The sequence below is a fragment of the Pseudarthrobacter sp. genome (genome assembly GCF_036675385.1).
Classification (GTDB): Bacteria; Actinomycetota; Actinomycetes; order Actinomycetales; family Micrococcaceae; genus Arthrobacter.
In genome coordinates, this window is sequence record NZ_JAKFFD010000015.1 from 1 (window position 1) to 25,326 (window position 25,326).

Sequence of the window (25,326 nt, forward strand, 5' to 3'; positions counted from 1 at the left end):
CCAGCGCCAGGACACCCTCGATCACCACGGAGGTCACGATGACGATCCGCAGCAGCGTGCCCACTTCACCGAGCCGGCCGGCGTTGTTCATGGCTTCCTGCGCGATCAGCTTGCCGCGGACGCCAAGTTTCTTGCTCACCATGAGGGCCAGCAGCGACGCGAGGGTCAGCGTTCCCAAACCGCCCACAAAGATGCCGATCAGGATGACCAGCTGGCCAAAGAATGACCAGTGCACCGCCGTCGAAACAACCGTCAGGCCGGTCACGCAGACCGCGGACACCGCCGTGAACAGTGCCTGGTGTATCGGAGTGGCTGTGCCGGTGGCGGAGGAGATGGGCAGTGAGAGGATGAACGTGAAGACCAGGCAGACCACCCCGAAGGCGCTCAGGGCAAGCCGGGCGGGCGACGTATTGGCAATATCGTCAACGAAGTCGCGTACGCGGGTGAAGATCCAGAGACCTTCACGCTCCGGTGCGGCGGGGTGCCAGCTGGCCGGGTTCCGGGGCCTCGACTGGCGTTGCGTCATGGGGGGCTTTTCCTCGGTTGAAACTGTTTCCTCCAGTAGTAAACCACTAATGCCCGCGTAATGGCCGGGCTGGGGCAGTGCGTCCTCCGGTAGCCTGTCATTGATGACATTCCTGCCCGGTCTCAGCCAGCCCGCGCCACCAACGATGGTGGTGTGGAATTCGGCCATGGCGGCCTACAATTTTGGTCCCGGCCACCCCATGGCTCCGGCGCGGCTGGACCTGACGGCCCGGCTTTCCCGCAGCCTCGGCCTGCTGGACCTTGCGCATGTGTCCGTGGAGGCCCCGGAGGTTGCGTCCGATGCCGAACTGGAGACCGTGCACTCGCCTGAGTTTGTGGCTGCGGTCCGCCGGGTCAGCGACGACCCGGCCTCGCCGGATGAAGCCCACGGGCTGGGCACCGACGACGATCCTGCCTTCGCCGGCATGCACGACGCCGCCGCGAGGCTTGCAGGGGGATCGCTGGCCGCTGCGTCCGCCATCCTGGACGGATCCGCGCTCCACGCCGTGAACTTCGGCGGGGGCCTGCACCACGCCGCCCGTGACCGCGCCAGCGGCTTCTGCATCTACAACGACTCCGCCCTGGCCGTCCAGAGACTGCTCGACGGCGGCATCCGCCGTGTGGCGTACATCGACGTCGATGCGCACCATGGGGACGGGACGGAAAGTATCTTCTGGGACGACCCCCGGGTCCTGACCATTTCGCTGCATGAAAGCGGACTCACGCTTTTCCCCGGGACCGGTTTCGCGAACGAGATCGGCGGTCCGCAGGCTGAGGGCAGCGCCGTCAATGTTGCCCTGCCGTCGGGCACCGGCGACGCCGGCTGGCTGCGGGCATTCCACGCCGTGGTGCCGCAGCTCGTGGGCGCGTTCCAGCCCGAAGTCATCGTCAGCCAGCACGGCTGCGACTCGCACCGGCGTGACCCTCTGGCCCATCTGAACATCAGCGTGGACGGCCAGCGCGAGGCGGCCACCGCCGTCGGGAATCTCGCCGCCCGGCACTGCGAGGGCCGCTGGATCGCCACCGGCGGCGGCGGGTACAGCGTCACCGACGTTGTGCCGCGCTCCTGGAGCCACCTGATCGCCATCGCCGCCGGGCGCCCCGTTCCGCTCCAGACCCCGGTGCCGGAGGACTGGCGCGCGTATGTTTCGGAGAAGTTCGGCATGGACACACCGGGCCTGATGGGCGACGACGTGGAGCTCTGGTGGCGGTCCTGGGAAGTGGGCTTTGACCCCAACGACGCCGTGGACCGCACCGTGATGGCCACCCGCAAAGCGGTTTTTCCGCTGCACGGCCTTGATCCCTGGTTCGACTGATCCTTCTTCAACCCACGCGGGGCGGTCACGGGCGAAATAGTTGATGCCCGGCGGCGTATATGTCGCTAGGGTGGGAGTCATGGTGACAGACGACGTATTTGCCGTCATTGCGGAAGCAACCCGGCGCGACATTTTGGTATCCCTGCGCGCCGGGGACAAGGCAGTGGGTGAGCTCGTGGAAGAACTTTCCGCAAGCCAGCCCACCATTTCCAAGCACCTGAAAGTCCTCCGTGAGGCGCAGCTGGTCAGCATGCGGGCGCAGGGCCAGAAGCGCTATTACGCGCTGAACCCCAAACCGCTGGAGGGGATCGTCAGCTGGCTGGAGACGTTCGACGTCGGCCCGGCGGCCGCCGTCGCCAAGCCACCTCGCGCGGAGGCGGACGCCGGCACGGAGCCGCCCGTGGCTACCCCGCTGTCGGACAACGTGGCCGTTGCCGCCGTCCTCGAGCGCCCGGGCGCCGAACTGAGCCCCGCCGTCGTGATTCCCGGCGGCACCGTGGCCCCGCTCAGCGACGACACCGTCCCGCAGCAGATCGGCCGCACCGTGGGCCGCGCCGCCACGAAGGCCGCGGACCTGCTGGCCAACCTCCCGAATCTCCCCAAGTTCGGCCGCAAAAAGTAGCCCCCGCCCGGTGGTTGAGCCTGTCGAAACCTGGATCTCGCTCCCCAGCCGCTCCCTCACCTCGCAAGCTCGGTCAGGGAACCCGGCGGCTGTGGGCCCGGCTCGATCACCGGATCACCGGGCTACTTGTTGAGCAGGTGCACGTGGTCCGGGGTCAGCTCGGAGATGTTGCTGACGCCGAGCAGGGCCATGGTTCGGGCCATGTCCTTCTCCAGGATCTGGATGGCGCGGTCCACACCGGCCCGGCCGCCGGCCATCAGGCCGTAGAGGTACGCGCGGCCGATCAGCGTGAAGTCCGCGCCCAGGGCCAGCGCGGCGATGATGTCGGCGCCGCTCATGATGCCGGTGTCCAGCATGATGGCCGCGTCCGAGTTGTCCTTCGTGAACGCTTCCTTGACGCCGGGCAGCAGGTGGAACGGGATGGGCGCGCGGTCCAGCTGGCGGCCGCCGTGGTTGGAGAGCACCACGCCGTCGGCGCCGTGGTCCACCACCTTGCGGGCGTCCTCAACGGTCTGGATGCCCTTGACCACCAGCTTGCCCTTCCAGGTTTCGCGCAGCCAGTCCAGGTCCTCGAACGTCAGCGTGGGGTCGAACATCGAGTTGATGAGGTCGGCGACGGTCCCGGTGTACCGGGAGAGCGAGGCGAAGGTCAGGGGCTCGTGCGTGAGGAAGTTGAACCACCAGGCCGGGCGGTAGGACGCATCCAGCACGGTCTTGATAGTCAGTGCCGGCGGGATGGTCATGCCGTTGCGGACGTCGCGGAGGCGGGCGCCGGCGACGGCGGTGTCCACGGTGACCATCAGGGTGTCGTTGCCGGCCTTGGCGGCGCGCTCGATCAGTTCCAGCGAGCGGTCGCGGTCCGTCCACAGATACAGCTGGAACCAGTTGCGGCCGTTCGGGGCGGCGGCGGCAACGTCCTCGATGGACGCGGTGCCCATGGTGGAAAGGGTGTACGGAATGCCGGCGGCCTCTGCTGCCTGCGAGCCGGCGTATTCACCTTCGGACTGCATCATGCGGGTGAAGCCGGTGGGGGCGATGCCCACGGGAAGCCGGGACGGCTTGCCCAGGATGTTGGTGCTGAGGTCGATGCTGGAGACGTTGCGCAGGATGCCGGGCCGGAACTCGATGTCCAGGAAGGCCTCGCGGGCGCGGCGCAGGGTGATCTCGCCCTCGGCGGCGCCGTCCGTGTAGTCGAACGGGGCCTGCGGGGTGCGTCGCTTGGCCATGTCCCGCAGGTCCCAGATAGTGCTGGCGCGCTTCAGTCGCGCTTCCTTGCTGAACTCGGGCTTCTTGAACTGCATCAGCGGGGCCAGGTCCGCGTACTTGGGGATGCGGCGCTTCAGCGCAGCCGGCACCGCCGAAGCTGCAGGCCTAGGCGCCGTGGCGGCCGGGACGTCCGTGGCATCCGGGGCCAGCGTGACCTCGGGGTTGTTCGGCTGGATGGTGTGGGTCATGGCTGCCTCCGTTGGTGGGCCTGGCGCAGGGGATCGGCTGTGGTCTAACCACACTCTAGGCCATGTGGTCCAACCACATCAACTACGATAGCGATATGCGTACGCACCAACTTGTCCTGACGTGGATCGAAAAGCAGCTCTCCGACGGACAGCTGAGCGTGGGTGGACGCCTGCCCGCGGAACGGACACTCGCCGAGCAGCTGGCGGTTTCCAGGACGTCGGTGCGCGAGGCCATCCGCATCCTGGAGGCCATGGGCGTGGTCCGGGCCGGGGTTGGCTCCGGCCCAGAAGCGGGGACGGTGGTGATTTCGGATCCGACGGCGGCGCTCGGCTCCGCATTGCGGCTCCACGTTGCCACGCAGCATCTGCCCGTGTCCGACATCGTGGAAACGCGCATCCTGCTGGAGACCTGGGCGGCTGCCCGGGCCAAGCCCGATGCTCCGGAGCTGGACCTGGCCGCCACGCTCCTGGGCGAGATGGACGCCGTCGAACGCGTTGCCCGGACGGCGGATGACTTCCTGGCGCTGGATATCCGGTTCCATCTGGCCCTCGCGGACGCCGCCGGCAATGCCGTGGTCAGCGCCATGATGGGCTCGCTGCGCGAATCCATCCAGGGCTACACCGCCCGGTTTACGGCCAATCTCCCGGACTGGGATGCCACGGCGTCGCGCCTGCAGGCGGAGCACCGGGAGATTCTGGCCGCCATCAGGAACGACGACGGCGCGCGCGCGGCCGCGCTGGTGGCGGCCCACATCGAGGGGTACTACCGCGAGGGCGGGGTCGGGCGCCCGGCGGGCGGGGGCCCGGCGGAGGGCTGACCCGGCGGCGCGTCAGCCGTGGGCCGCAGTGCGTGGTGCCTTGGCTGGGCCGCTGCTGGCCCGGATTTCCAGTCGCGGCTGGTACTGGCTGCCCGGGGCGTCGTGGTCTTCCTTGCGGATGAGTGCCCGCAGTTCACGCCAGGCCTGGCCGCCGAGCTCGGCAATGGGGACCGCCGCGGTGGTCAGGGTGGGTGTGGTGTAGCGGGCGAACGGGATGTCGTCGAAGCCGGTGACGGAGATGTCGCCCGGAACGTCCACGCCGCGTTCGTGCAGGCCGCTCATCAGGCCCATGGCCACGAGGTCGTTGAAGGCCAGGATGCCGGTGGCGCCGCTGGCCAGGACGGAGTCCACAGCCCCGTGGCCGGTGTCGAAGTCCGAGCCGCCGTCGAGCATGGTGACGTCCACCTGCGGGTGCCGGGTCTTGAACGCTTCCAGGCCCTCGAGCCGGAGGCCGTTGGAGGCGCTGCCTGCCGGGCCGGCCAGGAAGGCCAGGCGTGTATGGCCGAGGCCCACCAGGTACTCGGCGAGGTCCTGGACCCCCTGCCCGTAGTCCACCACGAGACTGGGAATCCCGGCAGCCGCCGTCGTCCGGTTGATCAGGACCAGCGGGTGCAGCGACGGCGCGATTTCCTCCAGCTCGGCGTCGCTCATGCGCGGGGCGCAGAGCACCAGGCCGTCGCAGCGCCGGCGGGCCTCGCCGGCCAGGATGGCTTCCTCGCTGGAGACTTCGAAGGAATCGGCAATCAGGACGCGGTAGCCGTCCTCCGCCGCGGCCCGGCTCAATCCGCGCAGGATCGCCTGGAAGGTGGGGTTGGCAAGGTCCGGAACCACAATGCCGATGGTGTCCGTTTTTCCCAGCGCGAGGCTGCGCCCCACGGGATTGGGTTGGTATTTGAGCTCGACGGCGGCCGCCCGCACCCGTGCCGCGATGTCCGGGTCCACGGTGAAGTTGCCGTTCATGACGCGCGAAACAGTGGCGTGCGAAACCCCTGCCTTCACGGCAACGTCCGCAATGCCGATCCTGCCGGTTGCCGATTTCCTGGCCATGGCCCTGCCTTTCGTAAGTCCCGGTCCCAGTGATTACCGGCGCCCGTGGGACAGCATACAACGCTCTCGGAAACCGGTTTCCATTCGTTCGGCGCGCCGGATGAGGGCTGTGCCGCCGCAGAAACAGGCCTTTCCATCAGAAAGCGCTTTCTCTTAGAGAGGATAAGGGTTGACGGGACCGCGCGTCTATTGATAGAAATCATGTAGCGGCACTGAGAAAACGCTTTCTCACGGCTGCGGCGACTTCCGGGCCTCGGTCCAGAGCAGCACAAGTTCCAAGCACTACAGTCCAGAGCACCACAGTCCAGCGCACCACCCGCGGCCGCAGCACGGCCGAGTATTGAAGCCTTCGAAAGGGACCCTCATGGTCAACACAGCCGAATCGAGTTCTGCTACCGCTGCCTTCACTTCAGCGCCGGAGCCAGGCACAAGTACCAGGGCCCGCATCGCCCTCATCGGCACCGGTGGCCGCTCCGAGATGTACATCCGGGCCATCTTCGGCAAGCACGCTGATACCGCGGAACTGGTGGCCTTCTCCGACGTGAACCCCGGCCGCGTCGAGTTCTACCAGAAGCTCATCCAGGAACTCGGTGCGCCCGGACCCGTCGCTTCCTTTGACCCCGCAGACCTCACCGCCTACATCCAGGCCAACAACATCGACCGCGTTGTGGTGACCACGCCGGACTACACCCACGCGGACTACATCGTGGAGGCACTCGAGGCGGGCGCCGACGTCGTGGTCGAAAAACCCCTCACCATCGACGCCGAAGGCTGCCGCCGCATCACCAAGGCCGTGGCAGAAACCGGCCGCAACGTGGTGGTCACCTTCAACTACCGCTACTCACCGCGCAACAGTGCCCTCAAGGAAATCATCCAGAGCGGCGTGATCGGCAAGGTCACCTCCATCGACTTCAGCTGGGTCCTGGACACCGTCCACGGCGCCGACTACTTCCGCCGCTGGCACCGCGAAAAGAAGAACTCCGGCGGCCTGCTGATCCACAAGGCCTCGCACCACTTCGACCTGGTCAACTGGTGGATCAACGACGTCCCGGAGCGTGTCTTCGCTTCCGGCGGCCTCAAGTTCTATGGCGACAAGAACGCTGCCGAGCGGGGCCTGGGGCCCCGTCCGGAGCGTGGAACGCCCGACGCCGAAACCCCCGTCATCGGGGACAAAACAGTCGAAAAGGATCCGTTCGCGCTGGACCTGCGTGAGGATGAGCGCCTGAAGGCCCTCTTCCTGGACAACGAGCACTATGACGGCTACCGCCGCGACCAGGACGTCTTCACCGGCGGCATCACCATCGAGGACAACCTGGCACTCGTGGTGGAGTACCAGGGCGGCCCGCGCCTGAGCTACTCCCTGAACGCCCACAGCCCGTGGGAGGGCTACCGCGTGGCCGTCAACGGCACCGAAGGCCGGGCCGAACTCGAAGTGGTGGAGCGCGCCGCCGTCCTGAACGGCACGGACAAGAAGGCAGTGGTTGACCCGAGTGCCACCCCCATCGAGGAGGAAGACGCCGTCCGCCGCAACGGCGAACGCCTGGTGGTCCAGCGCCACTGGGAAGCTGCCTACGAAGTGCCCATCCTAAACGGCGAAGGCGGCCACGGCGGCGGCGACGACCTGCTCCTCTCCGACCTCTTCAACGGTCCCGGCGAGGACCCGCTGGGCCGTCCGTCCGGTTACCTCGACGGCCTCCGCTCCGTGTCCGTGGGCATTGCCGGCAACCTTTCGCTGGAGTCCTCCCTTCCCGTCCGCATCGAGGATCTCCACCTCGGCGCAGACCTTCGCCGCGGCGCCTAGTCCGCCCGAAATCCCAAAGGAACCAACATGAGCAGGATCTTTGTCACTGGCGGCTCCGGCCGCCTGGGGCGCAGCGTCGTGGCGGGGCTCGCCGAAGCGGGCCACGAGGTCATCTCGGTGGACCGCGACGCCATCCCGGCGGACCAGCTGCCGGCCGGCGTTGTGCAGGAAACCGGCGACCTGCTGGCCCCGGGCGAGGCTTTGCGCCTCCTCCGGGAGACCATGCCCGACGCCGTCATCCACCTTGCGGCGATCGCCGTTCCGTTCAGCGCGCCGGAGGACGTCATCTTCGCCACCAACACCCGCATGGCCTTCGCTGTCATCAGCGCGGCCACGGAACTGGGGATCGGCAAGATCGTCACGGCGAGCAGCCCCACGGTACTGGGCTACGGCTGCCCGGCCGGCTGGCTGCCGGACAGCTTCCCGCTGGATGAGCGCACGGTGCCAAAGCCCTGGAACGCCTATGCGCTGTCCAAGCTGATCGCCGAGCAGACCGTGCAGATGTTCGCCGCGGCACAGGGGGAGAAGATCCGGTACGCCGCCTTCCGCCCGTGCTACGTCATCTCACCGGAGGAATGGGAAGGCGCGCCCACACAACAGGGCCACACCCTGGCCGAACGGCTGGCCGATCCCGCACTGTCCGCGCCGGCGCTGTTCAACTACGTGGACGCCCGCGATGTGGCCGATTTCCTGGACGTGCTCCTGCAGCAGATGGATACCATCCCGAACGGCGAAACGTTCTTTGTGGGGGCCGCTGATGCCCTCGCCACGGCACCGCTGGCCGAGGTGATGCCCCGCTTCCTGCCCGGCAGCGAGGCCCTCGCCGCCGGCCTGACCGGCACCAGCCCGGCCTTCTCCATCGCGAAGGCCCGTCAACTGCTCGGCTGGGAACCCAAGCGCAGCTGGCGGACCGAACTGAAGACAACCAACCACCTCAACGACGAGACGTCCGCCTCGCTGGTCACAGCCGGGGCCGGATCCAAGGAGACATCATGAAATTCGACGGCGTTTTGTTCTTTCCCGTCACCCCGTTCACGCCGGAAGGCACCGTGGATGTGGAGCTCCTCAAGGAGCACATCGGCTCGCGGCTGCCGTTCGGACCCGGCGGCGTGTTTCCTGCCTGCGGCACCGGCGAATTCCACGCACTGAGCATCGACGAGGTGCGCACCGTGGTGACCGCCGCCGTCGAGGTTGTGGCAGGGAAGGTGCCGGTGGTGGCCGGAGCCGGCGGGCCGCTGGGGCACGCCCTTGCTGCCGCCCGTGTCGCTGAGGAAGCCGGCGCCGATGCACTCCTGGTCCTGCCGCCGTACCTGGTCACCGGCCCCACCGACGGTTTGGTGGCGTACATCGAGGCAGTGGCGGACGCCAGCAGCCTGCCGGTGATCGTGTACCACCGCGGCAACGCCAAGTTCACAGCCGCCTCCATGGTCCGGCTCGCCGCCAACCCCAAAGTGATCGGCTTCAAGGACGGGCTGGGCGATGTGGGCCTGGCCCAGGAGATCGTGTCCGCGGTCCGCGCCACGGGACGCGAGGACTTCGCCTTCTTCAACGGGCTCCTGACCGCCGAACTGACCCAGGGCGCCTACCGCGGACTGGGCATCCCGCTCTACTCCTCGGCGGCATTCGCCATGGCACCGGAAATCGCCAAGGCATACTACGACGCCTACATGGCCGGCGATGAGGACCGCCGCAACGCCCTGCTGGAGGGCTTCTACGCTCCGTTGGTGCGGCTCCGGGACCAGACCCCCGGCTTCGGCGTCTCGTTGGTCAAGGCCGGCCTGCGGCTGGGCGGACTTCCTGTTGGCCCCGTCCGGCCGCCGCTGGTGGACCCCACCGAGGACCAGCTGCTCCAGCTGAAGTCCATCCTGGCCAAGGGCTACGAGCTGGCCGGCCGCTGATGAGTGCGCCCGCGCTCGATTCCGTCCGGACCGCTCCGCTCATTACCGGTCTGACCACCCGCCTCCTGACTGTCCCGCTGCGCCGCAGCTGGGGAGTGGAAGCCCCGGAAAACCACGTGATCGTCACGGAGATCCAGACGGACGACGGCGGCGCGGGGCACGGTTTTTCGTGGACGCCCACCATCGGCCCGCAGGCCGTTAAAGCGCTCCTCGACTACGACATCGCACCTTTCATTGCGGGGCTGCCCGCCAATCCGGAGACGGTGTGGGACGCGTTGTGGAAGCGGCTGCATGAGGCCGGAGGCGGGGGACTGACCACCATCGCCATGGCCGGCGCCGACCTTGCCCTCTGGGACCTCCAGGCGCGCCGTGCCGCTACGTCGGTCACGGGCCTGCTGGGCCAGCGGCACGAGTCCGCCGAGGTGTATGGCTCGGGGGTGAACCTCCACTACACGCTGGAGGAGCTGGTGGAGCAGACCGAGCGCTGGATTGCAGTGGGCCACCGGGCCGTCAAGATCAAGGTGGGCAAGCCCGATATCCGCGAGGACGCCGAGCGCGTCGCCGCAGTCCGCTCCGTACTCGGACCGGACCGGAAGCTGATGATCGATGCCAACCAGCGGTGGGACCTGCCCACCACGTTCAAGGCCCTGGACGTGCTCGCGGAGTACGGGCTGGAATGGCTCGAGGAGCCCCTCCGCGCGGACGACCTCTGGGCGTACCGCAGGCTGCGGAAGCATTCACCCGTGCCCATCGCCCTGGGCGAAAACCTGCACACCATCTACCGTTTCCGCGATTTTATTGAGGCGGAGGCAGTGGACATCATCCAGCCGAACATCATCCGGGTCGGCGGCATCACGCCGTTCCGGCGGATCGTGGAGCTGGCGCGGACCAACAGCATCCGCGTGATGCCGCACCTGCTGCCGGAACTGTCCGGACAGCTGGCCCTCACGCTGGCGGAACCCACCCTGGTGGAGGACGTGGAGGACGCGTCCTTCGAGCAGCTGGGCATCCTGGCATGGCCGTCACCGGTCCGTTTCAGCAACAGCCGCCTGACGCTAACGGACCAGCCGGGACTTGGCTTCCGGTTCACCGAGAACCCGCAGGGCTGACAGCCTGCAATCACGACTGACCGCAGACACAACACCTCCCGACGAAATTCAGGTACCCCAGTGACAACTGCAACCCTTTCCCTCTCCGAGCTCACGGCCGCCGCCACCCGGGCGGCCTCCATCGCGGCTGCCGCCTCCGATGCCGAGCGCGCAGGCTGGCTTACCGCCGTCGCCGACGCCTTGGACGCCAACGTGGCCGAACTGGTGGAGATCGCCGATTCGGAGACCAGCCTGGGTGCCGTCCGCCTGACGGGCGAGGTGGCCCGAACCTCCGGCCAGCTGCGGCTGTTCGCACGGGTGGTCACCGAAGGCTCCTACCTCGAAGCCGTGATTGACCACGCGGACCCCTCAGCCACCCCGCCGAAGCCGGACCTGCGCCGCATTCTGCGTCCCATCGGTCCGGTGGCCGTATTCTCGGCCTCCAACTTCCCGTTCGCGTTCTCGGTGGCCGGCGGCGACACCGCTTCGGCCCTGGCTGTGGGCTCATCGGTGATCGTCAAGGCCCACTCGGGCCACCTGAAGCTGTCCGAGCGGACGGCCGAAGTGGTCACCGAAGCCCTGCGTTCGGCCGGAGCGCCGGAGGGGCTGTTCGCGCTGGTGGCAGGCCGCGAGGTGGGTACCGCGCTGGTGCAGGATCCCGCCATCAAGGCCGTGGGCTTTACCGGGTCCATCCCGGGCGGCCGGGCGCTCTTTGACCTCGCGGTTTCGCGGCCCGACCCCATCCCGTTCTACGGCGAGCTGGGCAGCCTGAACCCGGTGGTCATCACCGCGGCTGCGCTGGCCGAACGTTCCGGCCAGCTCGCGGCGGGACTTGCAGCATCGTTCACCATGGGCGCCGGCCAGTTCTGCACCAAGCCCGGCCTGGTCTTCATCCCGGCGGGCACAGAATTCGCCGCGGAACTGGCTGAGGCCAGCAAGGACAAGCCGACGGCGGCCATGCTCACCACCCGGATCTCCGACGCCTACCCGGAGGGCCTGCGCAACGTGGCTTCGCTGCCCGACGTGACCATCGTGAGCGGCACCGCGGACCAGGACGCAACCCTCAACGGCGCCGCGCCGGTGGTGTTTTCCACCTCCGCCGCCAATGCCCTGGAGCGCCCGGACGAGCTGCTGGAGGAGTGCTTCGGCCCCACCACGATGCTGATCGAATACTCTGACCAGGAAGAACTCTCCGCCGTCCTGGCCAAAGTTCCCGGGAGCCTAACCGCCACTGTCCACGCCCAGCCGGGCGAGGACATCGCGGGTCTCGTGGAGCAGCTGTCCGGCCTCGCCGGGCGGGTCCTGTTCGACGGCTGGCCCACCGGCGTCGCCGTGAACTGGGCGCAGCAGCACGGCGGCCCATACCCGGCCACCACGTCCCTGTTCACCTCGGTGGGCGCGACGGCGGTCCGCCGCTTCCAGCGCCCTGTCGCCTACCAGGATGCTCCCGAAACGGTGCTGCACCCGGCACTGCGCGAAAGCAACCCGCTGGGCATCCCGCGGCGCCTGGACGGTGAGCTGGTTCTTCCGTAACACCTGGATGTCCCGGACGGCCGATCCGGTGGTTGGGGAGCGAAACCCTGGATCTTGCTCCCCAACAACCGCTCAGGGTGAGACAGCCAGCGCCGCGTCCAGCTCGGCTGCTGTCGGCGGGTTCGCTCCGTGCCGTGTGACGGTGATTGCTGCCGCCGCAGCAGCCGTCACTCCCAGCCTTTCGAGATGGACGTGGCCGAAGTCCTGTGCGGGATCCTTCAACAGGCTGGCGATGAGCGAGGACATGTAGGAGTCGCCGGCGCCCACAGTGTCCGCCGTAGCCACCCGCCTGTGGTCATGGCTGTCCTGACAGGGCAGTCCGCCGCGCGTTGCCCGCGGCGCCGGCTGCCGGCGTCTGGATGGTTAGGAGCTGCGGCGAGGCGGCAGCGTGGGCCACTGTCAGAGTTACGGGCGAGTCCACGATGGGGAGAGGGACCGCCATGATCCCCTGGCGGCCGGAGATTTCCAGCACGCCGGCGTCAATGATGAACCGCAGCTCGGATCCCTGATCGGCCGGGAAGAACACGTCGGCGAAGTCCGGATTCCCGGCGACTGTAACTTCGATGCCGTCGCCATCGTGCCGGAGTGCGGCCAGTGTCCCGTCCTGGGTGGCCAGGCTGATGACGGTCCCGGCGGTGACGTGGCACCTGAGGTCCGCGCCGCCGTCGAGCACTGCCTCGAAAACCCCAGCGGACATCTGTTCCAGCTGCCCCGGCTGCGTGTACTTCGCGAGGTCGGCGTGCGGCATGGCAACCAGGGTGTCGCCGTCGAGAGTGAGCGTGTGGGGGACGCTCAGCGCGCTGGCCCACTGTCCGTCCGGGCTGATGACGCCCCGGACCCAGAAGATCAGGGATGGCGAGCCATCTTTGTCCCTGAAGAAGGAAGGGGCGTAGTAGCTCTTGCCGAAGCTGAGCTGTCCCCAGGAGCGCGCAGTGAATTTGCCCTCCGCGTAGCTGCCCACGCCGTAGGCCACGTAGTGCAGGACGTCGTCTTCCCAGATGGACGTGACCAGGACCTGGGAGCCGTCGATCTCAAACAGCTGCGGGCATTCCCACATCGTGCCGGTCCAGACGGGATCCGTTTCCGTGCCGGTCCGCTGCGCGGCGATGCCGTCCAGGCTCCACTGGGCAAGGTCCGGGGAGCTGTAGGAAACCGCGGCTGCGGTTCCGCCCTCCAGCCCGGCGCCAACGAACATCCGCCACTGCCCGCCGTCGCGGAAGACAAACGGGTCCCGGTAGGCCACAACGCCCAGGTCCGGCGCGGTCATCAGCTTCCCGCCCTTGGTCCACGAATCCCAGGAGTCGCTATCCGGGGTGGCGGACCGGACGGTGCCGATGCCGAGGTCCGGCTCGGTGACCGAGGTGTAGAACATGGTGGCGGCACCATCGGTGCCGGTGACGATGGAACCCGACCAGACGCCGTCGTCCCCGTCCCCGGGTGCGACGGCCACTCCCTGCTCCGTCCAGGCAATCATGTCCGGGGAGGTGGCGTGGCCCCAGTGGCAGTTGGAGGCCCACGTGGTGCGGCCGGGGACGTACTGGTAGAAGAGGTGGTACTGGCCATCCTTCCAGGTGACGCCCAGGGGATCGTTGATCCATCCTTCGGCGGCAGTGAAGTGGAAGGCCGGGCGGGGTTCCTGCGCGTTCATGCTGATCCTTCTATGCTGGCTGTGCTGGAGGGGTTTGCTTGGTTCACTTAGGGGGACTGGGTCATGGCGCCAGGACGCTGTTGGCAGCCAGGAACCGCTGGCGGACCTCCCGGGCCTGCTCGGCGTTGGCCTTTTCCCACTGGTCGATTTCGGCCCGGCGTTCGTTCCGGACTGCATCCCGCGTTTCGGTGAACTGCTTCATCCGTTCGGCGGAGGCGTCGCGGGCGGCCTGCTGGACCGGAGTCAATTCCGGCAGTGGGCGCTCTTCCACCTGGTCGCGGGGCCGAAGCGGCAGGCGATCCTCCACAGCGTCGATGTCCAGCACGGGGGAGGGGAGGGTCTGGTACCAGTAGGCGGTGGAGGACCAGTCATCGGAGAGGTGGTTGGCGTGGCCGTGTTCGAAGGTGACCTTGATGCGTTTCTGGAACCGGATGGGATCGGTCATGTGGAAGCGGTAGCTGTGGTGGAAGCCGGGCACGTTTTCTTCGTGGACCATGGTGCCGTTCATCAGGAAGGCGTTGTGCTGCATGCCCCAGGCGTGGCCGAAGTAGTCCTCCATACCGGTGCCGTGCAGGCTGGGCGGCCAGGTGTCGTCGTCGATGAAGATCATGTCATCGCCCTCGCCCCACCAGGAGCCCTGGAAGTGGCGCACGGCCAGGTTGCAGCCCACGTAGTGGCCTTGGCCCTCTGTCTCCAGGACCACGTAGTTGTCCTCGCCGGAGAGGTTGGGGATGGCCACCTCGATGCTGTTGGTCTGCAGGTCCGGGCCCCAGCCGGCGTTGGGCTTCTGCCGGCGCCAGTGGGCGTGGAAGTACGCGGTGTCCTCCGCGAGCGGCTCGGTGTAGAGCTCGTAGTCGATGTAGAAGTACTGCAGGTAGGGGATGTCGTTCTGGTTTTCGACGGTGATGCGAGCCCGGGAGTTGAAGGGCATCTCGAAGTAGCTGTTGAACGCCGCGCTGCCGCCGAAGGTGTTCAGTTCCCCTTCCTTGGCGGAGACGGAGAGCGGCAGCGAATCGTAGGAGCCGGACAGGGAGTTCAGCAGGCCGAAGAAGTCGCCCAGGGGTGCGATCACGCTGGGGGTTTCCTGGTCATCCCAGTACATCCTGATGACGATCTTGCGGTAGTAGTCCGGGTCCACCACTTCCCAGCTGACGCCCAGGGCGTTGTGGATTTCCAGCATGGGCACGCCCACCAGTTCCGGGGAGATCTGGCCAGGCCCCGGCTGGATCCGGCAGGACTGGGTCATCCAGATGTGCGTGATGGAGCCCGGGCCCTCGATGTCCGCCAGGACGCGTTCCTCGCCGGGCATCACGATCCAGTTGTCGCGGTTCCGGCCGGTCTGGTCCCAGCTGGAGGCGCGGGCCGTGCGGGCGGTGGAGAGCTTGGTCAGGCTGGAGAGCAGGCCTGAGCGGGGCGATGTAGCCATGGTGGTTGTACCTTTCGAAAAGAGTTGTTGGTTAGCCCTTGACGGCTGACTGGGTGAGGCTGGCGATGATCCACCGCTGGGCCACCAGGAAAACGATGAGTGCCGGGGCGATGGCGATGGTGGTGGCTGCCATCACCTGGGCGACGTTGCCGGCGCCGTACGGGCCGAGCATAAGGACCAGGCCCAGCGGGAGGGTGGCAGTGTCCGTGCTGTTGAGGAAGATCGACGGTGCGAAGTAGGCGTTCCAGCTGCCCAGGAACGTGATGACACCCAGGGTGCTCACGGCGTTCTTGGCCAGCGGCAGCGCGATCAGGCGGTAGGTCTGCCAGGCGGTGGCACCGTCCATCCGGGCGGCGTCGATGATCTCCTGCGGCAGGCCCAGGAAGAACTGCCGCAGCAGGAAGACGCCCAGTGCTCCGGTGATGCCGGGCAGGATCAGGCTGAGCGGGTTGTCCAGCAGGCCGAAGGTCCGCATCAGCAGGAACAGCGGAATGATGGTCACCTGGGCCGGCACCATCAGCGAGGACAGCAGGCCCACGAAGATGGAGTTGCGGCCCGGAAACTCGATCTTCGCGAACGCGTAGCCGGCCATGGGAGCGGTGATGATCATGCCGATGCTCACCGCGATGGCGATGACGGCACTGTTGAACATGTTCCGCAGGATAGGGACCGGTCCGCTGACCGCGTCCGCGTAGTTGGACCAGTTCCATTCGGTGGGCAGCCACTGCGGCGGCAGGTCATAGGCCTGGCTGGCGTCCCGGAGCGAGGTGGTGAACATCCATAGGAACGGGGCCACCATCCCGATGGCGCCGAGGACCAGCAGCGCCACGGAAATGCTCTTCCCGACGCCGGGGCGGGGCCGCCGTCGTACGTTTTTTCCGGAACCCCGTTTTCCGGAACGTGAGCGGGACGAAAGGACTGCGGCGTTACTCATTGTTCACCCACGACTTCCTGAGACGGAACTGAACCATGGTCACCAGCATGATGATGAGGAACAGCGTTACTGCGATGGCGGAGGCATAGCCCATGTCGAACTTGTTGAAGGCAACTTCGGCGATATACATCACCACGCTGCGACTGGCATCGCCCGGGCCGCCCCTGGTGAGCACGATGATCGATTCGTAAATCTGGAACGCGCCGATGATGGTGATGGTGATGTTGAAGAACGTTGCCTGGCTGATCATCGGCAGGGTGATGCGGCGGAAGATCTGCCACTCGTTAGCGCCGTCCATCCGGGCCGCCTCCACCATGTCCTTGGGGACTTCCTGCAGGGCTGCCACGTAGATCAGCATGGCGAACCCCACGTTCCGCCAGGTGTCCACGATGATCACCGACACCTTGGAGAACTCGGAGCTGTTGAGCCAGTCGATCCGCTCCCCGCCCAGCGCGGTGAGGTAGTAGTTCAGGATGCCCGTGTCCTTCTGGAAGAGCGCCTGCCAGATGATGGACACGTACACCAGTGCCACCAGGTAGGGAAAGAAGTACGCGGAGCGGAAAACGTACGTCAGGGCCCGCGGGAGCCGCTGGTTGATGAGTACGGCGAACAGGAGAGCGAACGCGTTGATCAGTACGACGGCGGCGCCCACGTAGAGGACCGTGTTGCCATAGGTGGTGGCCAGACGTTCGTCCCGGAACATCCGGACGTAGTTGTCGAACCCGACGAACTTTGGTGCGGTGAGGATGTTGTACTTGGTCAGGCTCAGATACAGGGCGGCCACCAGAGGGCCGAGGACGAAAACAAGGAAGCCGATCACGGTGGGGGCGGTGAACAGGTAACCGGTGAGGGCTTCCCGACGGGCGGCGGTCTGGCGCCCGGGCCGCCCCCCGCGCCCCGAAAGGGGCGCGGGCGGCAAAGCGGTCTTAGGGGCAGTTAAGGTCACTGCTGCAACGCCTCCTCAACATCCTTTTGGGCCTTCTCCAGGGACGAGTTGATGTCCTGGCCGGACATGATCTCGTCCATGGCCCGCATGAACGCCGGATCCAGCACGTTGTACGCGCCAGGGGCCGCTACCGGCTTGGCGTAGGACAGGGAGTTGTAGAACTCCTCGGCGTGCTTGGGGGAGGACAGGAACTCCGGTGAGGAAGCGGCAGTCTTCGTGGAAGGAACGGCGGAGCCGGCGTCGGCCCATTGCTTCTGCGTCTTCTGGTCGGTGAGCATCTTGATGAACTCCCAGGACAGCTCCTGGTTCTTGGAGCCCTTGGAGACAGCGAACGCGCCGGCGCCGAAAACGGTGGACTTCGTGGTTCCCGTCGGCCAGGGGAGGATGTCATAGTCGGCGAAGCCGGCCTTCTCGAAACCACCGGTGACGAAGTGCCCGGCCCCGGTCATGGCTGCCTTGCCGGCGGGGAACAGCTGGTAGGGGTCCGAACCCTTGGGCTGCGGCGCAACCCCGTGCTTGGTGACAAGGTCCCGCACCCAGCCAACTGTCTCCTGAAGTTTCGGGTCGGTCAGCTGGGCAGTTTTCAGGTCCTCGCTCATCATGGACGTGCCGTTGGAGTACAGCCAGGGTGTGATGCCGAAAGAGTAGTGCGGCATGGCGAACCCATAGACTTTGTCCGCCCCCGAACCGGTGGTCAGCTTCTTGGAGATCTCCAGGAATTCGTCCCAGGTCCAGTCATCGCTTGGCCGTTCGATGCCGGCCGCCTCAAACATCTTGGTGTTGTAGTAGATGACCATGGTGTTGAACGTGTTGGGCATCAGGTACGTGGAGCCGTCCTTGCTGAATCCCTTGAGCAGCTTCGGATCGATGTCCGCACGCAGGGTCTTGGCCTCGGGGTCGTTTTCGAGGAAGCCGTCCAAGGGCGCGAACAGTTCGTTTGTCAGGCCCAACTCCACGCCCTCGGTGGCGATATTGATGACGTCCGGAGCCTGCCCGGCGGCGGCCTGCGTCACGAGCTTATTGACGTATTCCGTCCACGTTGTGATGGGGGTGAAGTTGTTCTTCACCGTCACGTTCGGGTACTTCTCCTTGAAACGCTCGGCGACGCTGTCGTACACCGCCTTATCTCCCGGGTCACCCCAGTTCGAGACGGAGATGGTGGCCGTGATGTCCTTAGCCGGGACAGCGTAGGGGCCGTCTGCTGCCGGTGTTGACGTCTCCGTGGCGCTTCCGCAGGCGGTGAGGGCCAGCAGGGCTACGGCTGCCGCCGCGGCGATGGACGTGCGGACTGTTTTTCTCATGTGATGCTCCTTTGCATGCTGCGCCCGGGATAGGTGCGCTGTTGGGATGCGATGACGGATGTGGGTTTGTCTGTTTGTGGGGCTGGTGGTGCCTGTTGGGCTGTTGTGCAGTCATTCGGTGGAGCGGCGGAACTCGATCTGGGACTCGAGCCGAAGGATCCTGGTGGGAGCGTCAGGGGTTTCGAGGCGCCGCAGGAGCAGGCTCACGGCGCTCTCGCCCAGTTGGAAAGCCGGTTGGCGGACGGTGGTGATCTGAGGCTGGAACAGGTCCGAGTACGTGAAACCGTCGAACGTGGCGAACGCCATGGTTCCCGGCACGCGCAACCCTTCATGCTGCACAGCCCGCAGCGCACCTGCCGCCAGCAGCGTGCTGCAGGCGAGGATCGCCGTCGGACGTTCCCCGTTCTCCAACGAAGCGCGGAGCACCGCCTGGACACCGTCAAAGGTGTCCGCGGCAGTCACCGTGCCTTCGCACAGCAGGGCTGCCGGCACCTCGAGGCCGCGCTCCTGCATGGCGGCGCGGAAGCCGTCATAGCGCTCGCGGAGCGACGAGACCCGCAGGTCGCCGGAAACCAGCATGATCCGTTCGTGTCCGCGCCTGGTGAGGTGTTCAACCAGGGCCGCCATGGCGGACTGGTTGTTGACGCCCACCTGGTCCACGTCCAGGTCCGCGAGGCGGTCCAGGAGAACGAGGGGCTTCTTCTCCTCACGGATCCGCTCCAGCAGCCCTGCGCTTGAACCGGCCGCCCGCGCGATGATCAGGCCATCCACGCGGCGGTCCAGGAGGGCCTCCACGGCTGCGCGTTCCCGGGCGGGATCTTCCGCCGAGTTGGCCAGCAGCAGGGACAGGCCGTGCTGCGCCGCGGCTTCCTCCACCCCGTGCACCATGTCCGCGAAGGCCGGTTCGCCGGCATCCGAGACCACAAGGCCGATGGAGTCGGTCCTGGCGCGGCGCATGGAGCGGGCCAAAACGTCGCGCCGGTAACCGGTGGCTTTCACAGCGCTCATGACTCGCTCTTTGGTCTCCGGTTCAACGTGCCTGGTGTCGTTGAGGACGTGCGACACAGTGGACGTCGAAACGCCTGCAAGTGATGCGACATCGACGATGGTTGCCACTGCGACTCCTTCTAGCGAAACGATTGCGCGAACGTTTCGATAGTAGAGACAAACGTTTCGATGTGCAATGGGTCACAGGGAAGATTCTTAAACTGGCCGCTGAAGCAGAAGCGCGAACGCACAGCTTGACGCCCGAATGTGGGGCCTGAACTGTCCGTTCGCGCTGGGGATGGGCGGTTTAGGAGCCCGGTCCTGCGCCGGTAGAGGCGCGGTACTCGATGGTGGGTGCCAGCCGGACAACGGAGGGTTCCACGGACTTGTCGGCGATCCTCTTGGTCAGCAGTTCTGCCGCAGTGGCGCCCACCTGGAAGGCTGGCTGCCGGACAGTGGTGAGCTGCGGCTCGAACAAGTCTGCGTAGGCGAAGCCGTCAAAGGCTGCGAAGGCGATGTCTTCTGGCATCCGCAGGCCGCGCGTCTGGATGTGGCGGAGGGCCGCGGCGGCCAGGACGGTGCTGCAGGCGATAACGGCAGTTGGCGGTTTGGCGCCTGACAGCGCTGCTGCGATCCCGGCGTCGGTTTCTTCAGGTTCCGCGGCGAGGACTGTCAGCCGGTCCGCTTCCGGTACACCCGCCGTCGTCATGGCTTCCTGGAAGGCCTCATGCCGTTCGCGCAGGGTGGCAACCCTGGTGTCGCCGGCAATCAGCAGAATCCGCTGGTGGCCCTGCGCTACCAGGTGTTCCACGAGTTCCATGATGGGCGCTCGGTTCTCGACTCCCACCTGGTCAAAGGGATCATCCGACAGCCGGTCCATCAGCACCAGCGGGGTGTCCTGGTTGGCGAACTCCGCCAGGGTTTCCGGGCCGGAGCCGGCGGCGCGGGCGAGGATCAGGCCGTCCACCCGGCGCTCGAGGAGGGCCTGGACGGCCCGGGCCTCGCGCTGCGGGTCTTCGGCGGAATTGGCGAGGAGCAAGGTGATGCCCTGGCTGGCGGCCGTTTGCTCCACGCCCCGGATCATCTCGGCGAAAGCCGGCTCACCGCCGTCGGAAACAATGAGGCCGATGCTGTCTGTCCTGGAGCGACGCATGGCACGGGCCAGGGCGTCCTGCCGGTAGGACGTTTCTTCGATGGCTTTCAGGACGCGCTGCCGGGTCTCATCGTTCACGTGCCGGGTCCCGTTGAGGACGTGGGACACGGTGGAGATGGACACGCCGGCAAGCTTGGCCACTTTTACCATCGTCGTCATCGGCGCCGCCCTTGGGGAATCGTTTACGCGAACGTTTCGCGTAACCTCCGCCAGTTTACTCACGGCGTCCGGGAACGGACGGCGCAAGGCCCCGTCCTTCCTGTTTTGGGATGTTGCTTCAGGAAGAACGGGCCCTGCTATATTGCCGTCTTTGTCACCACATGGCCTTGTTCAGCGGTGTCACGGTCAGGCTCTCCAGCCTGGCGGTTCCTCCTTCCGAGAACAGTGAGATGGACTGGGCGCCGGCGGCGGGAAAGACCTGGTCCGTTGCCCAGGACTTTCAGGCCGAAGGAGGATGCCGTGCCGGGGGGAGAACTCGGCGTCGATCTGCACGACGTCCCCGGAGGAGGTGGGGAGGCTGGCAGTACCAGGCTGGATGTCCTGCGCCGGCGCGGTGTAGGCGGCGGTGTTTTCCCGCAAGGGTTCCCCCTATCAGTCACGCCTGATGAATTGCAGCAAGGTGGGTCACTCGTCCTCTGGTCGAGCACGATCGAGCCAGTCGCCGAACAATGCGGCGAGTAGTTCGGGCCGCTCGTGCATGAGCGCATGGCCCGCGTCCTCGATGACAGCCAGGGTTGCGTGCGTGTAGCGTTCGAGCAATTCGGCCGCGTCGGCATACCCGACGACCGAATCGCGCCGTCCCGCCACGACCAAGGTCGGCGCAGAGAACGCGGTCGACCCGACGTCCACCGTCCACCCGGCGAAGATGCGCCCCAGCGCAGCCTCGTCCACAAGCGCCGTACTCGGCGCAACGCGGTCGCGGTACCGGCGAGCCGTGGCCTGTGTGCGCAAGACAAAGTAGTCGTCGAACCCCGCCCGCTGCGCAGGTTCGAGTTCGTCGTACGCGTCGGCGTCCTGGCGAACCACGTCGTGGCCGGGCACGCTTCGCGACCCCTCGGCGACGGGGCACAACAACGCCAGACCGAGCACCATGTCTGGTCGCCGTGCGGCCACTCCACGAGCCAGGTAGGCGCCGTAAGAGTGCCCGAGCAGCATCACCGGTCCCACTCCCAGATGATCGATGAAATCGACGAGCAGCGTCACCACATCGTCATTGCAGGTCAGGCCGCCGGCCGTCGAGCGGCCCATCCCCGGCAGATCCGGATAGATCCGCCTGTATCGCGTGTCGGGAACGATGGCCTCGATCGCCGCCTCGATCTCGCGATGATCAACACCGGCGCCGTGCAACGCAACGAGCGGCACGCCGACGCCATGCTCGACGTAGTGCACCAGGACTTCGTTGATCCGGCACTCCATACCGACACCCTAATCCATGCCGACGACGCGAACCGCGCGAGGAATAGCCGGTTGAGGTGTGAATCACAGCGATAAATGGCGGCATTCTCGCGGCGCTAAATGTCGCCTCTTGGTGCCCGTAAGCCGAACCCTTAACGGACGTTCGGGCCGACATGACGTCGGCGACAGCTGACGGTGGCTCGCAGTAAGGGCTTGAGGAGTTTATATGGCGCCCGGAACCCTATTTGGTCTGGCACTGATTGGGGCAGGCGTCTTTCCCTTCGCCGTGTCACCGTTCCTAACCGATCGTGCAGCCAAGATCAGAGTGGACTGGTTTCAGCCAAATCTGGAGCGGCCGGCCTTCAAACGGCGGAGCGTCCGAATACTGCGGTTCATGGCGGCGGCTTGGGTTGTGATCGGCATCGGCTTTGCCACCTACGGTCTAGTTTCAGCCCGGTGACGAGACGGCGCCGTATAGGTCCCTAGTAGCGCGCGCCAGTTTGTGGAACTGGACACACTTTCTTCTATCACCCTCCGAAAGTCAGGCCGGGAAGAGCGCGACGATATCGAGCAGGCGATCAAGAGGCTGGTTGTCGAGTCGGTCGAAGCGGTCAGTTTCTGCTTTCGTGAGCGACGCGATGACGCCGGCGGCTGTTCGTTGGCTGGCTGTCTAAGCGTCTCTGTCCTGGCATCATAATTGCGGCTTGCTCCATCGCCGAGGACAGGAGGGAGCCGAAGGTAGTTTCGGCACATTCATCCTGGGCCCGGCGCCAGGCCATGCGGAAGGCGTCGAGGACGAGCATTTGCGCGTAGTCGCCGTCTCCAGTCCTGCGGGTGAGCATGGCCGAGACGCGGTCAAAGAGCTCAATGTGTTCACCTGTGAATCCGGAATGAATTCCAATCAGGGGGCGCGCTCCTACTTATCGCGTCCGCCTGTTGTCAGGGGGCGCTAATGGTCAGAGAGGTCACCATGCGTTTGATGGTCGCGTATTCTTCGGTCTCGAGGTACGCTCGCGCTTCCTCAATGGAGGCAAACTCCTTGTGTCCCGTACCGGGGGCCGGCGAAAGCCAGCCCGGGTGCCCGTTGATGTAGGTCGCGTAGGTCGAAAAAGAGAAATAGTGTCCGGCCCTGGCAGCCCGGACCTGAAAATAGTGGCTGCATGAATCGATGCTCGTGGAGGGTGGGCGGGTGGTTATGCCGAAGGATCCCACCAAGCGGTCGCCCGTTACGCGATAGACGAACCGTGGTGGGACTGTTCCGGGTACGGATGCGTCATACGGGATGTTCACCGGTGAGCTGTCCAGTTCCACGAAGCTTTCCTCCGGGCCTGCGCAGGCTGCCGGATCGTAGCGGGGGCCATAGGGGCCGTAGTAAAGCATCAGCTTGGGCAAGTCGCCCTGCTTCCCTGGGCCCATGCCATAAAGGCGGGCGTAGCGCGCCGGGTAATCCTCGTCACCGAAGCCAGTGGTCAGCTCCCAGCCCTTTGCCACCATCAGGTTGAGGTGCGTCGCGTTGCCTGCCGGACCGGGTGCATAGCCAGCAAGACGCCAGCCTTCCCCGCCGGCCGGTCCGGAGGATGAGCTAGTGGGTGTAGGCGTGGGAGTTCCTGGTCCGCCCGTTTTCGTGTCTCCGCAGGAGGTCAACAGCATGCAGATAAATAGGAGAGGAACTGCAAATTGCCACAACCGAGTGCGCTTCATTTTTCCGCCTTGAGGACCGACGCTGATCGGATTCTATATGTGGCAGTCGACTTTGTCATTGGGATAGCGATCGCGAAATTATTCCAGCAACGAATTTGAGGGGCTTCTACCTTTGGGAAGGAAACGTTGACAACTAATTCTTGCGCCTTATTCGGCACCGGGATACACGTAAACGTCTGGGACCTCTGCAAGCCTGTCCTAGACTGCGTCGCGGGCCACGGGAAGGGTGAGTCTCCAACAGGTCTCCCTCGCTCGCCGGGTGAAGCGCGGCTCGACCATAAATGGACAGCAGCAAACAGCATGGACGTCCCGACATTTACAAGGACGGACTGCCAAGCTGAGGACCATCTCCAGTCCAAGCTTCAGCGAAGATGGTCAGGCCAGTGAGCGCGAGGCCCCCGATCAGGAAAAAGAGGAACCAGCCCCAGTGTGGGCGAGAACGTTCACTTGGCAGCACGGGCTGAATATTCCGCCAGTTCGTCGAAGCGTTGCACAGTGGGGTTCCGCGCCCGTTCTCGCCGCATGCCTATGCCTAGCCTCAGGTCAGCAGGTACACGAAGAGCGCTGGCAGCCTCGCAGATAGTCCCATCAATCGGTGACGCCGCGAACAAAACGGCGGCATGATTCCCGGGACGGTTTACTATGTCGAAAACTAAAAGCGACCCAACCGGCCACCTCTTTCCCGCGGCAGTAGTTGACGAGCTCGTCATAGCCCCAACGTTGGTCGGTCGAACCGAGGGCCTGTCGGCAGCAGGCTTGTACTCTGCATATCTCCAAGCCATCCCAGGAGGCAGTGATTGAAGCGGCTCTTCGGTTCCGTCCCGGTCAGGCATGCCGTCATGCTACTTCGCCGTGATCATGAAGCAGCACGGCCTGCAAGCCGGTGGCTCAACGGGCACAGCAGTGCACGTTGCGGACTGCTAAATGAAACCATCCCCACCATCTGCCTTCAACTTGTGGGATGGAGCGAGTTGGCCCAGCCATTCCAGTATGTTGCGGTTTGGCTCTCCTGGCGAACCACGCGGTCGGGCGCAACGCCCTCAGCGGGCCAGAAGCTGAGCTGGTAGGTGTCGATCGGCTCCTCCGTAGCAACGATTGTGTCGACTGCGCGGGCAGAGTCCATTCCCATTGCCGCATACCGGACGCGGTAGGTGCCAGGAGCTAGGTCTATTGGATACAAGACCTGGCCTGCCCACTCCTCTAGAAAGGGACGGTTGACCACTGTGGATGAGACTTCGACGACGTCCTCCCATGCCCGGTCCAGTGGCGGTTCTGCATCGGAGAACTCGACGCTGAAATTTACGTGGCCGGTGTGCAGACCCGTGATTAGAAATAGGAGGTTGGGGATGGATGCACCGCACAGGCCGTTGGACTGACCTCGAAAAGATGCCTCCAAGTCAGAGTCGAAGGCGGGCCCGGACACGACATAGGCCTGGCCGTAGTGCACCCACAATCGACCATTGAAGAGGGTCTTCATGGCAACACTCTAGACTGCTGGCGGAATCTCATCTCGGCACCCAAGATGTCCCAGCCCGGGATCCCCTTGCGGCAGACCACTCTGCGTCTGGTCCGGTTTGGCTTGCCTCGCAACCTATGTGCCTCGAATCCTTAGAGTTTCAAGTCAGCAGGCATGAGCAGACAGCTGATATGTCTGCCGGTGCGGGCCGTGTTCTTCACCATTAGAGGATCAGCTGAGGGCGGCGAGGGTGTCATTTAGCGCTGCGAAAAGACCG

Annotated in this window: 23 protein-coding genes and 1 pseudogene; 9 read left to right on the forward strand and 15 right to left on the reverse strand. The window is 65.7% G+C overall.

The genetic code is table 11. The annotated features are described in order from the left end of the window. A pseudogene (locus V6M49_RS01345) lies at positions 1-526 on the reverse strand (TrkH family potassium uptake protein); the annotation flags it as partial. Between the two features lie 103 nt (positions 527-629). Here V6M49_RS01345 and V6M49_RS01350 point away from each other — a divergent pair. Both V6M49_RS01350 and V6M49_RS01355 read left to right on the forward strand, forming a co-directional pair. Beyond that, positions 630-1,841, forward strand: a complete 1,212-nt coding sequence (locus tag V6M49_RS01350) for an acetoin utilization protein AcuC (protein ID WP_141141563.1) — start codon at positions 630-632, stop codon at positions 1,839-1,841. A gap of 79 nt (positions 1,842-1,920) precedes the next feature. After that, entirely contained in the window at positions 1,921-2,463 is a 543-nt protein-coding gene (locus tag V6M49_RS01355) for an ArsR/SmtB family transcription factor (protein ID WP_141141562.1), read from the forward strand. A gap of 122 nt (positions 2,464-2,585) precedes the next feature. Here the strand turns inward: V6M49_RS01355 and V6M49_RS01360 are convergent, their stop codons facing one another. Beyond that, positions 2,586-3,917: an alpha-hydroxy acid oxidase gene (locus tag V6M49_RS01360; protein ID WP_332759629.1), complete on the reverse strand. Its 1,332-nt coding sequence runs from the start codon at positions 3,915-3,917 to the stop codon at positions 2,586-2,588. 95 nt (positions 3,918-4,012) lie between these two features. Between V6M49_RS01360 and V6M49_RS01365 the strand changes: the two genes are divergently transcribed. Continuing rightward, entirely contained in the window at positions 4,013-4,735 is a 723-nt protein-coding gene (locus V6M49_RS01365; protein ID WP_332759631.1) for a FadR/GntR family transcriptional regulator, read from the forward strand. 12 nt (positions 4,736-4,747) lie between these two features. Here V6M49_RS01365 and V6M49_RS01370 read toward each other — a convergent pair whose 3' ends face one another. Beyond that, positions 4,748-5,782, reverse strand: a complete 1,035-nt coding sequence (locus V6M49_RS01370) for a LacI family DNA-binding transcriptional regulator (protein ID WP_332759632.1) — start codon at positions 5,780-5,782, stop codon at positions 4,748-4,750. A gap of 364 nt (positions 5,783-6,146) precedes the next feature. Here V6M49_RS01370 and V6M49_RS01375 point away from each other — a divergent pair, with 364 nt between their 5' ends. Genes V6M49_RS01375 through V6M49_RS01395 form a run of 5 tightly spaced genes read left to right on the forward strand, consistent with a single transcriptional unit; the run spans position 6,147 to position 12,102 of the window. Beyond that, entirely contained in the window at positions 6,147-7,583 is a 1,437-nt protein-coding gene (locus V6M49_RS01375) for a Gfo/Idh/MocA family oxidoreductase (RefSeq protein WP_332759634.1), read from the forward strand. A 27-nt stretch (positions 7,584-7,610) separates the two neighbouring features. Then, complete coding sequence (locus V6M49_RS01380) at positions 7,611-8,579, forward strand: NAD-dependent epimerase/dehydratase family protein (protein WP_332759635.1); 969 nt, start codon at positions 7,611-7,613, stop codon at positions 8,577-8,579. Next, positions 8,576-9,481: a 5-dehydro-4-deoxyglucarate dehydratase gene (locus V6M49_RS01385; protein ID WP_332759636.1), complete on the forward strand. Its 906-nt coding sequence runs from the start codon at positions 8,576-8,578 to the stop codon at positions 9,479-9,481. Before V6M49_RS01380 ends, V6M49_RS01385 begins: the two co-directional genes overlap by 4 nt. Then, positions 9,481-10,590 (forward strand): mandelate racemase/muconate lactonizing enzyme family protein, encoded by a 1,110-nt coding sequence (locus V6M49_RS01390; RefSeq protein ID WP_332759637.1) that lies wholly within the window; start codon positions 9,481-9,483, stop codon positions 10,588-10,590. The genes V6M49_RS01385 and V6M49_RS01390 overlap by 1 nt, the downstream gene beginning before the upstream one ends. Before the next feature lie 60 nt (positions 10,591-10,650). Next, entirely contained in the window at positions 10,651-12,102 is a 1,452-nt protein-coding gene (locus V6M49_RS01395) for an aldehyde dehydrogenase (NADP(+)) (RefSeq protein WP_332759638.1), read from the forward strand. Between the two features lie 72 nt (positions 12,103-12,174). Here V6M49_RS01395 and V6M49_RS01400 read toward each other — a convergent pair whose 3' ends face one another. The 10 genes from V6M49_RS01400 to V6M49_RS01445 form a co-directional block, all read right to left on the reverse strand. Further along, the gene (locus V6M49_RS01400) at positions 12,175-12,387 is read right to left on the reverse strand and encodes a PfkB family carbohydrate kinase (RefSeq protein WP_332759639.1); all 213 of its coding nucleotides are present in this window, start codon (positions 12,385-12,387) and stop codon (positions 12,175-12,177) included. Positions 12,388-12,397: 10 nt separating this feature from the next. After that, positions 12,398-13,750, reverse strand: a complete 1,353-nt coding sequence (locus V6M49_RS01405) for a glycoside hydrolase family 32 protein (RefSeq protein WP_332759640.1) — start codon at positions 13,748-13,750, stop codon at positions 12,398-12,400. A gap of 61 nt (positions 13,751-13,811) precedes the next feature. Then, complete coding sequence (locus V6M49_RS01410) at positions 13,812-15,176, reverse strand: glycoside hydrolase family 172 protein (RefSeq protein ID WP_332759642.1); 1,365 nt, start codon at positions 15,174-15,176, stop codon at positions 13,812-13,814. Positions 15,177-15,207: 31 nt separating this feature from the next. Next, positions 15,208-16,110 (reverse strand): carbohydrate ABC transporter permease, encoded by a 903-nt coding sequence (locus tag V6M49_RS01415; protein ID WP_332759643.1) that lies wholly within the window; start codon positions 16,108-16,110, stop codon positions 15,208-15,210. After that, positions 16,103-17,056, reverse strand: coding sequence for a carbohydrate ABC transporter permease (locus tag V6M49_RS01420; protein WP_254751500.1), 954 nt, complete (start codon positions 17,054-17,056; stop codon positions 16,103-16,105). Before V6M49_RS01420 ends, V6M49_RS01415 begins: the two co-directional genes overlap by 8 nt. Next, positions 17,053-18,357, reverse strand: a complete 1,305-nt coding sequence (locus V6M49_RS01425) for an ABC transporter substrate-binding protein (protein ID WP_332759645.1) — start codon at positions 18,355-18,357, stop codon at positions 17,053-17,055. The genes V6M49_RS01420 and V6M49_RS01425 overlap by 4 nt, the downstream gene beginning before the upstream one ends. Before the next feature lie 111 nt (positions 18,358-18,468). Continuing rightward, positions 18,469-19,473 carry a LacI family DNA-binding transcriptional regulator gene (locus tag V6M49_RS01430; RefSeq protein WP_332759647.1) on the reverse strand — a complete coding sequence of 335 codons (1,005 nt, stop codon included), beginning with the start codon at positions 19,471-19,473 and terminating at the stop codon, positions 18,469-18,471. 178 nt (positions 19,474-19,651) lie between these two features. Further along, positions 19,652-20,656, reverse strand: coding sequence for a LacI family DNA-binding transcriptional regulator (locus V6M49_RS01435; protein WP_332759648.1), 1,005 nt, complete (start codon positions 20,654-20,656; stop codon positions 19,652-19,654). A 154-nt stretch (positions 20,657-20,810) separates the two neighbouring features. Further along, the gene (locus V6M49_RS01440; RefSeq protein ID WP_332759667.1) at positions 20,811-20,888 is read right to left on the reverse strand and encodes a hypothetical protein; all 78 of its coding nucleotides are present in this window, start codon (positions 20,886-20,888) and stop codon (positions 20,811-20,813) included. Positions 20,889-21,121: 233 nt separating this feature from the next. Then, positions 21,122-21,913: an alpha/beta fold hydrolase gene (locus V6M49_RS01445; RefSeq protein ID WP_332759650.1), complete on the reverse strand. Its 792-nt coding sequence runs from the start codon at positions 21,911-21,913 to the stop codon at positions 21,122-21,124. Between the two features lie 205 nt (positions 21,914-22,118). Between V6M49_RS01445 and V6M49_RS01450 the strand changes: the two genes are divergently transcribed. Then, positions 22,119-22,352, forward strand: coding sequence for a hypothetical protein (locus V6M49_RS01450; protein ID WP_332759652.1), 234 nt, complete (start codon positions 22,119-22,121; stop codon positions 22,350-22,352). A 479-nt stretch (positions 22,353-22,831) separates the two neighbouring features. Here V6M49_RS01450 and V6M49_RS01455 read toward each other — a convergent pair whose 3' ends face one another. After that, complete coding sequence (locus V6M49_RS01455) at positions 22,832-23,386, reverse strand: hypothetical protein (protein ID WP_332759654.1); 555 nt, start codon at positions 23,384-23,386, stop codon at positions 22,832-22,834. 1,156 nt (positions 23,387-24,542) lie between these two features. Then, complete coding sequence (locus V6M49_RS01460) at positions 24,543-25,070, reverse strand: hypothetical protein (RefSeq protein WP_332759655.1); 528 nt, start codon at positions 25,068-25,070, stop codon at positions 24,543-24,545. Between the last annotated feature and the right edge of the window lie 256 nt (positions 25,071-25,326).

Coding starts and splice junctions, on each gene's coding strand:
- V6M49_RS01425 (WP_332759645.1), bottom strand. CDS start 18,357: ATGAGAAAAACAGTCCGCACGTCCATCGCCGCGGCGGCAGCCGTAGCC.
- V6M49_RS01450 (WP_332759652.1), top strand. CDS start 22,119: ATGGCGCCCGGAACCCTATTTGGTCTGGCACTGATTGGGGCAGGCGTC.
- V6M49_RS01460 (WP_332759655.1), bottom strand. CDS start 25,070: ATGAAGACCCTCTTCAATGGTCGATTGTGGGTGCACTACGGCCAGGCC.
- V6M49_RS01410 (WP_332759642.1), bottom strand. CDS start 15,176: ATGGCTACATCGCCCCGCTCAGGCCTGCTCTCCAGCCTGACCAAGCTC.
- V6M49_RS01370 (WP_332759632.1), bottom strand. CDS start 5,782: ATGGCCAGGAAATCGGCAACCGGCAGGATCGGCATTGCGGACGTTGCC.
- V6M49_RS01405 (WP_332759640.1), bottom strand. CDS start 13,750: ATGAACGCGCAGGAACCCCGCCCGGCCTTCCACTTCACTGCCGCCGAA.
- V6M49_RS01365 (WP_332759631.1), top strand. CDS start 4,013: ATGCGTACGCACCAACTTGTCCTGACGTGGATCGAAAAGCAGCTCTCC.
- V6M49_RS01360 (WP_332759629.1), bottom strand. CDS start 3,917: ATGACCCACACCATCCAGCCGAACAACCCCGAGGTCACGCTGGCCCCG.
- V6M49_RS01435 (WP_332759648.1), bottom strand. CDS start 20,656: ATGACGACGATGGTAAAAGTGGCCAAGCTTGCCGGCGTGTCCATCTCC.
- V6M49_RS01355 (WP_141141562.1), top strand. CDS start 1,921: ATGGTGACAGACGACGTATTTGCCGTCATTGCGGAAGCAACCCGGCGC.
- V6M49_RS01415 (WP_332759643.1), bottom strand. CDS start 16,110: ATGAGTAACGCCGCAGTCCTTTCGTCCCGCTCACGTTCCGGAAAACGG.
- V6M49_RS01385 (WP_332759636.1), top strand. CDS start 8,576: ATGAAATTCGACGGCGTTTTGTTCTTTCCCGTCACCCCGTTCACGCCG.
- V6M49_RS01455 (WP_332759654.1), bottom strand. CDS start 23,386: ATGGTGGCAAAGGGCTGGGAGCTGACCACTGGCTTCGGTGACGAGGAT.
- V6M49_RS01350 (WP_141141563.1), top strand. CDS start 630: ATGACATTCCTGCCCGGTCTCAGCCAGCCCGCGCCACCAACGATGGTG.
- V6M49_RS01380 (WP_332759635.1), top strand. CDS start 7,611: ATGAGCAGGATCTTTGTCACTGGCGGCTCCGGCCGCCTGGGGCGCAGC.
- V6M49_RS01375 (WP_332759634.1), top strand. CDS start 6,147: ATGGTCAACACAGCCGAATCGAGTTCTGCTACCGCTGCCTTCACTTCA.
- V6M49_RS01390 (WP_332759637.1), top strand. CDS start 9,481: ATGAGTGCGCCCGCGCTCGATTCCGTCCGGACCGCTCCGCTCATTACC.
- V6M49_RS01445 (WP_332759650.1), bottom strand. CDS start 21,913: ATGGAGTGCCGGATCAACGAAGTCCTGGTGCACTACGTCGAGCATGGC.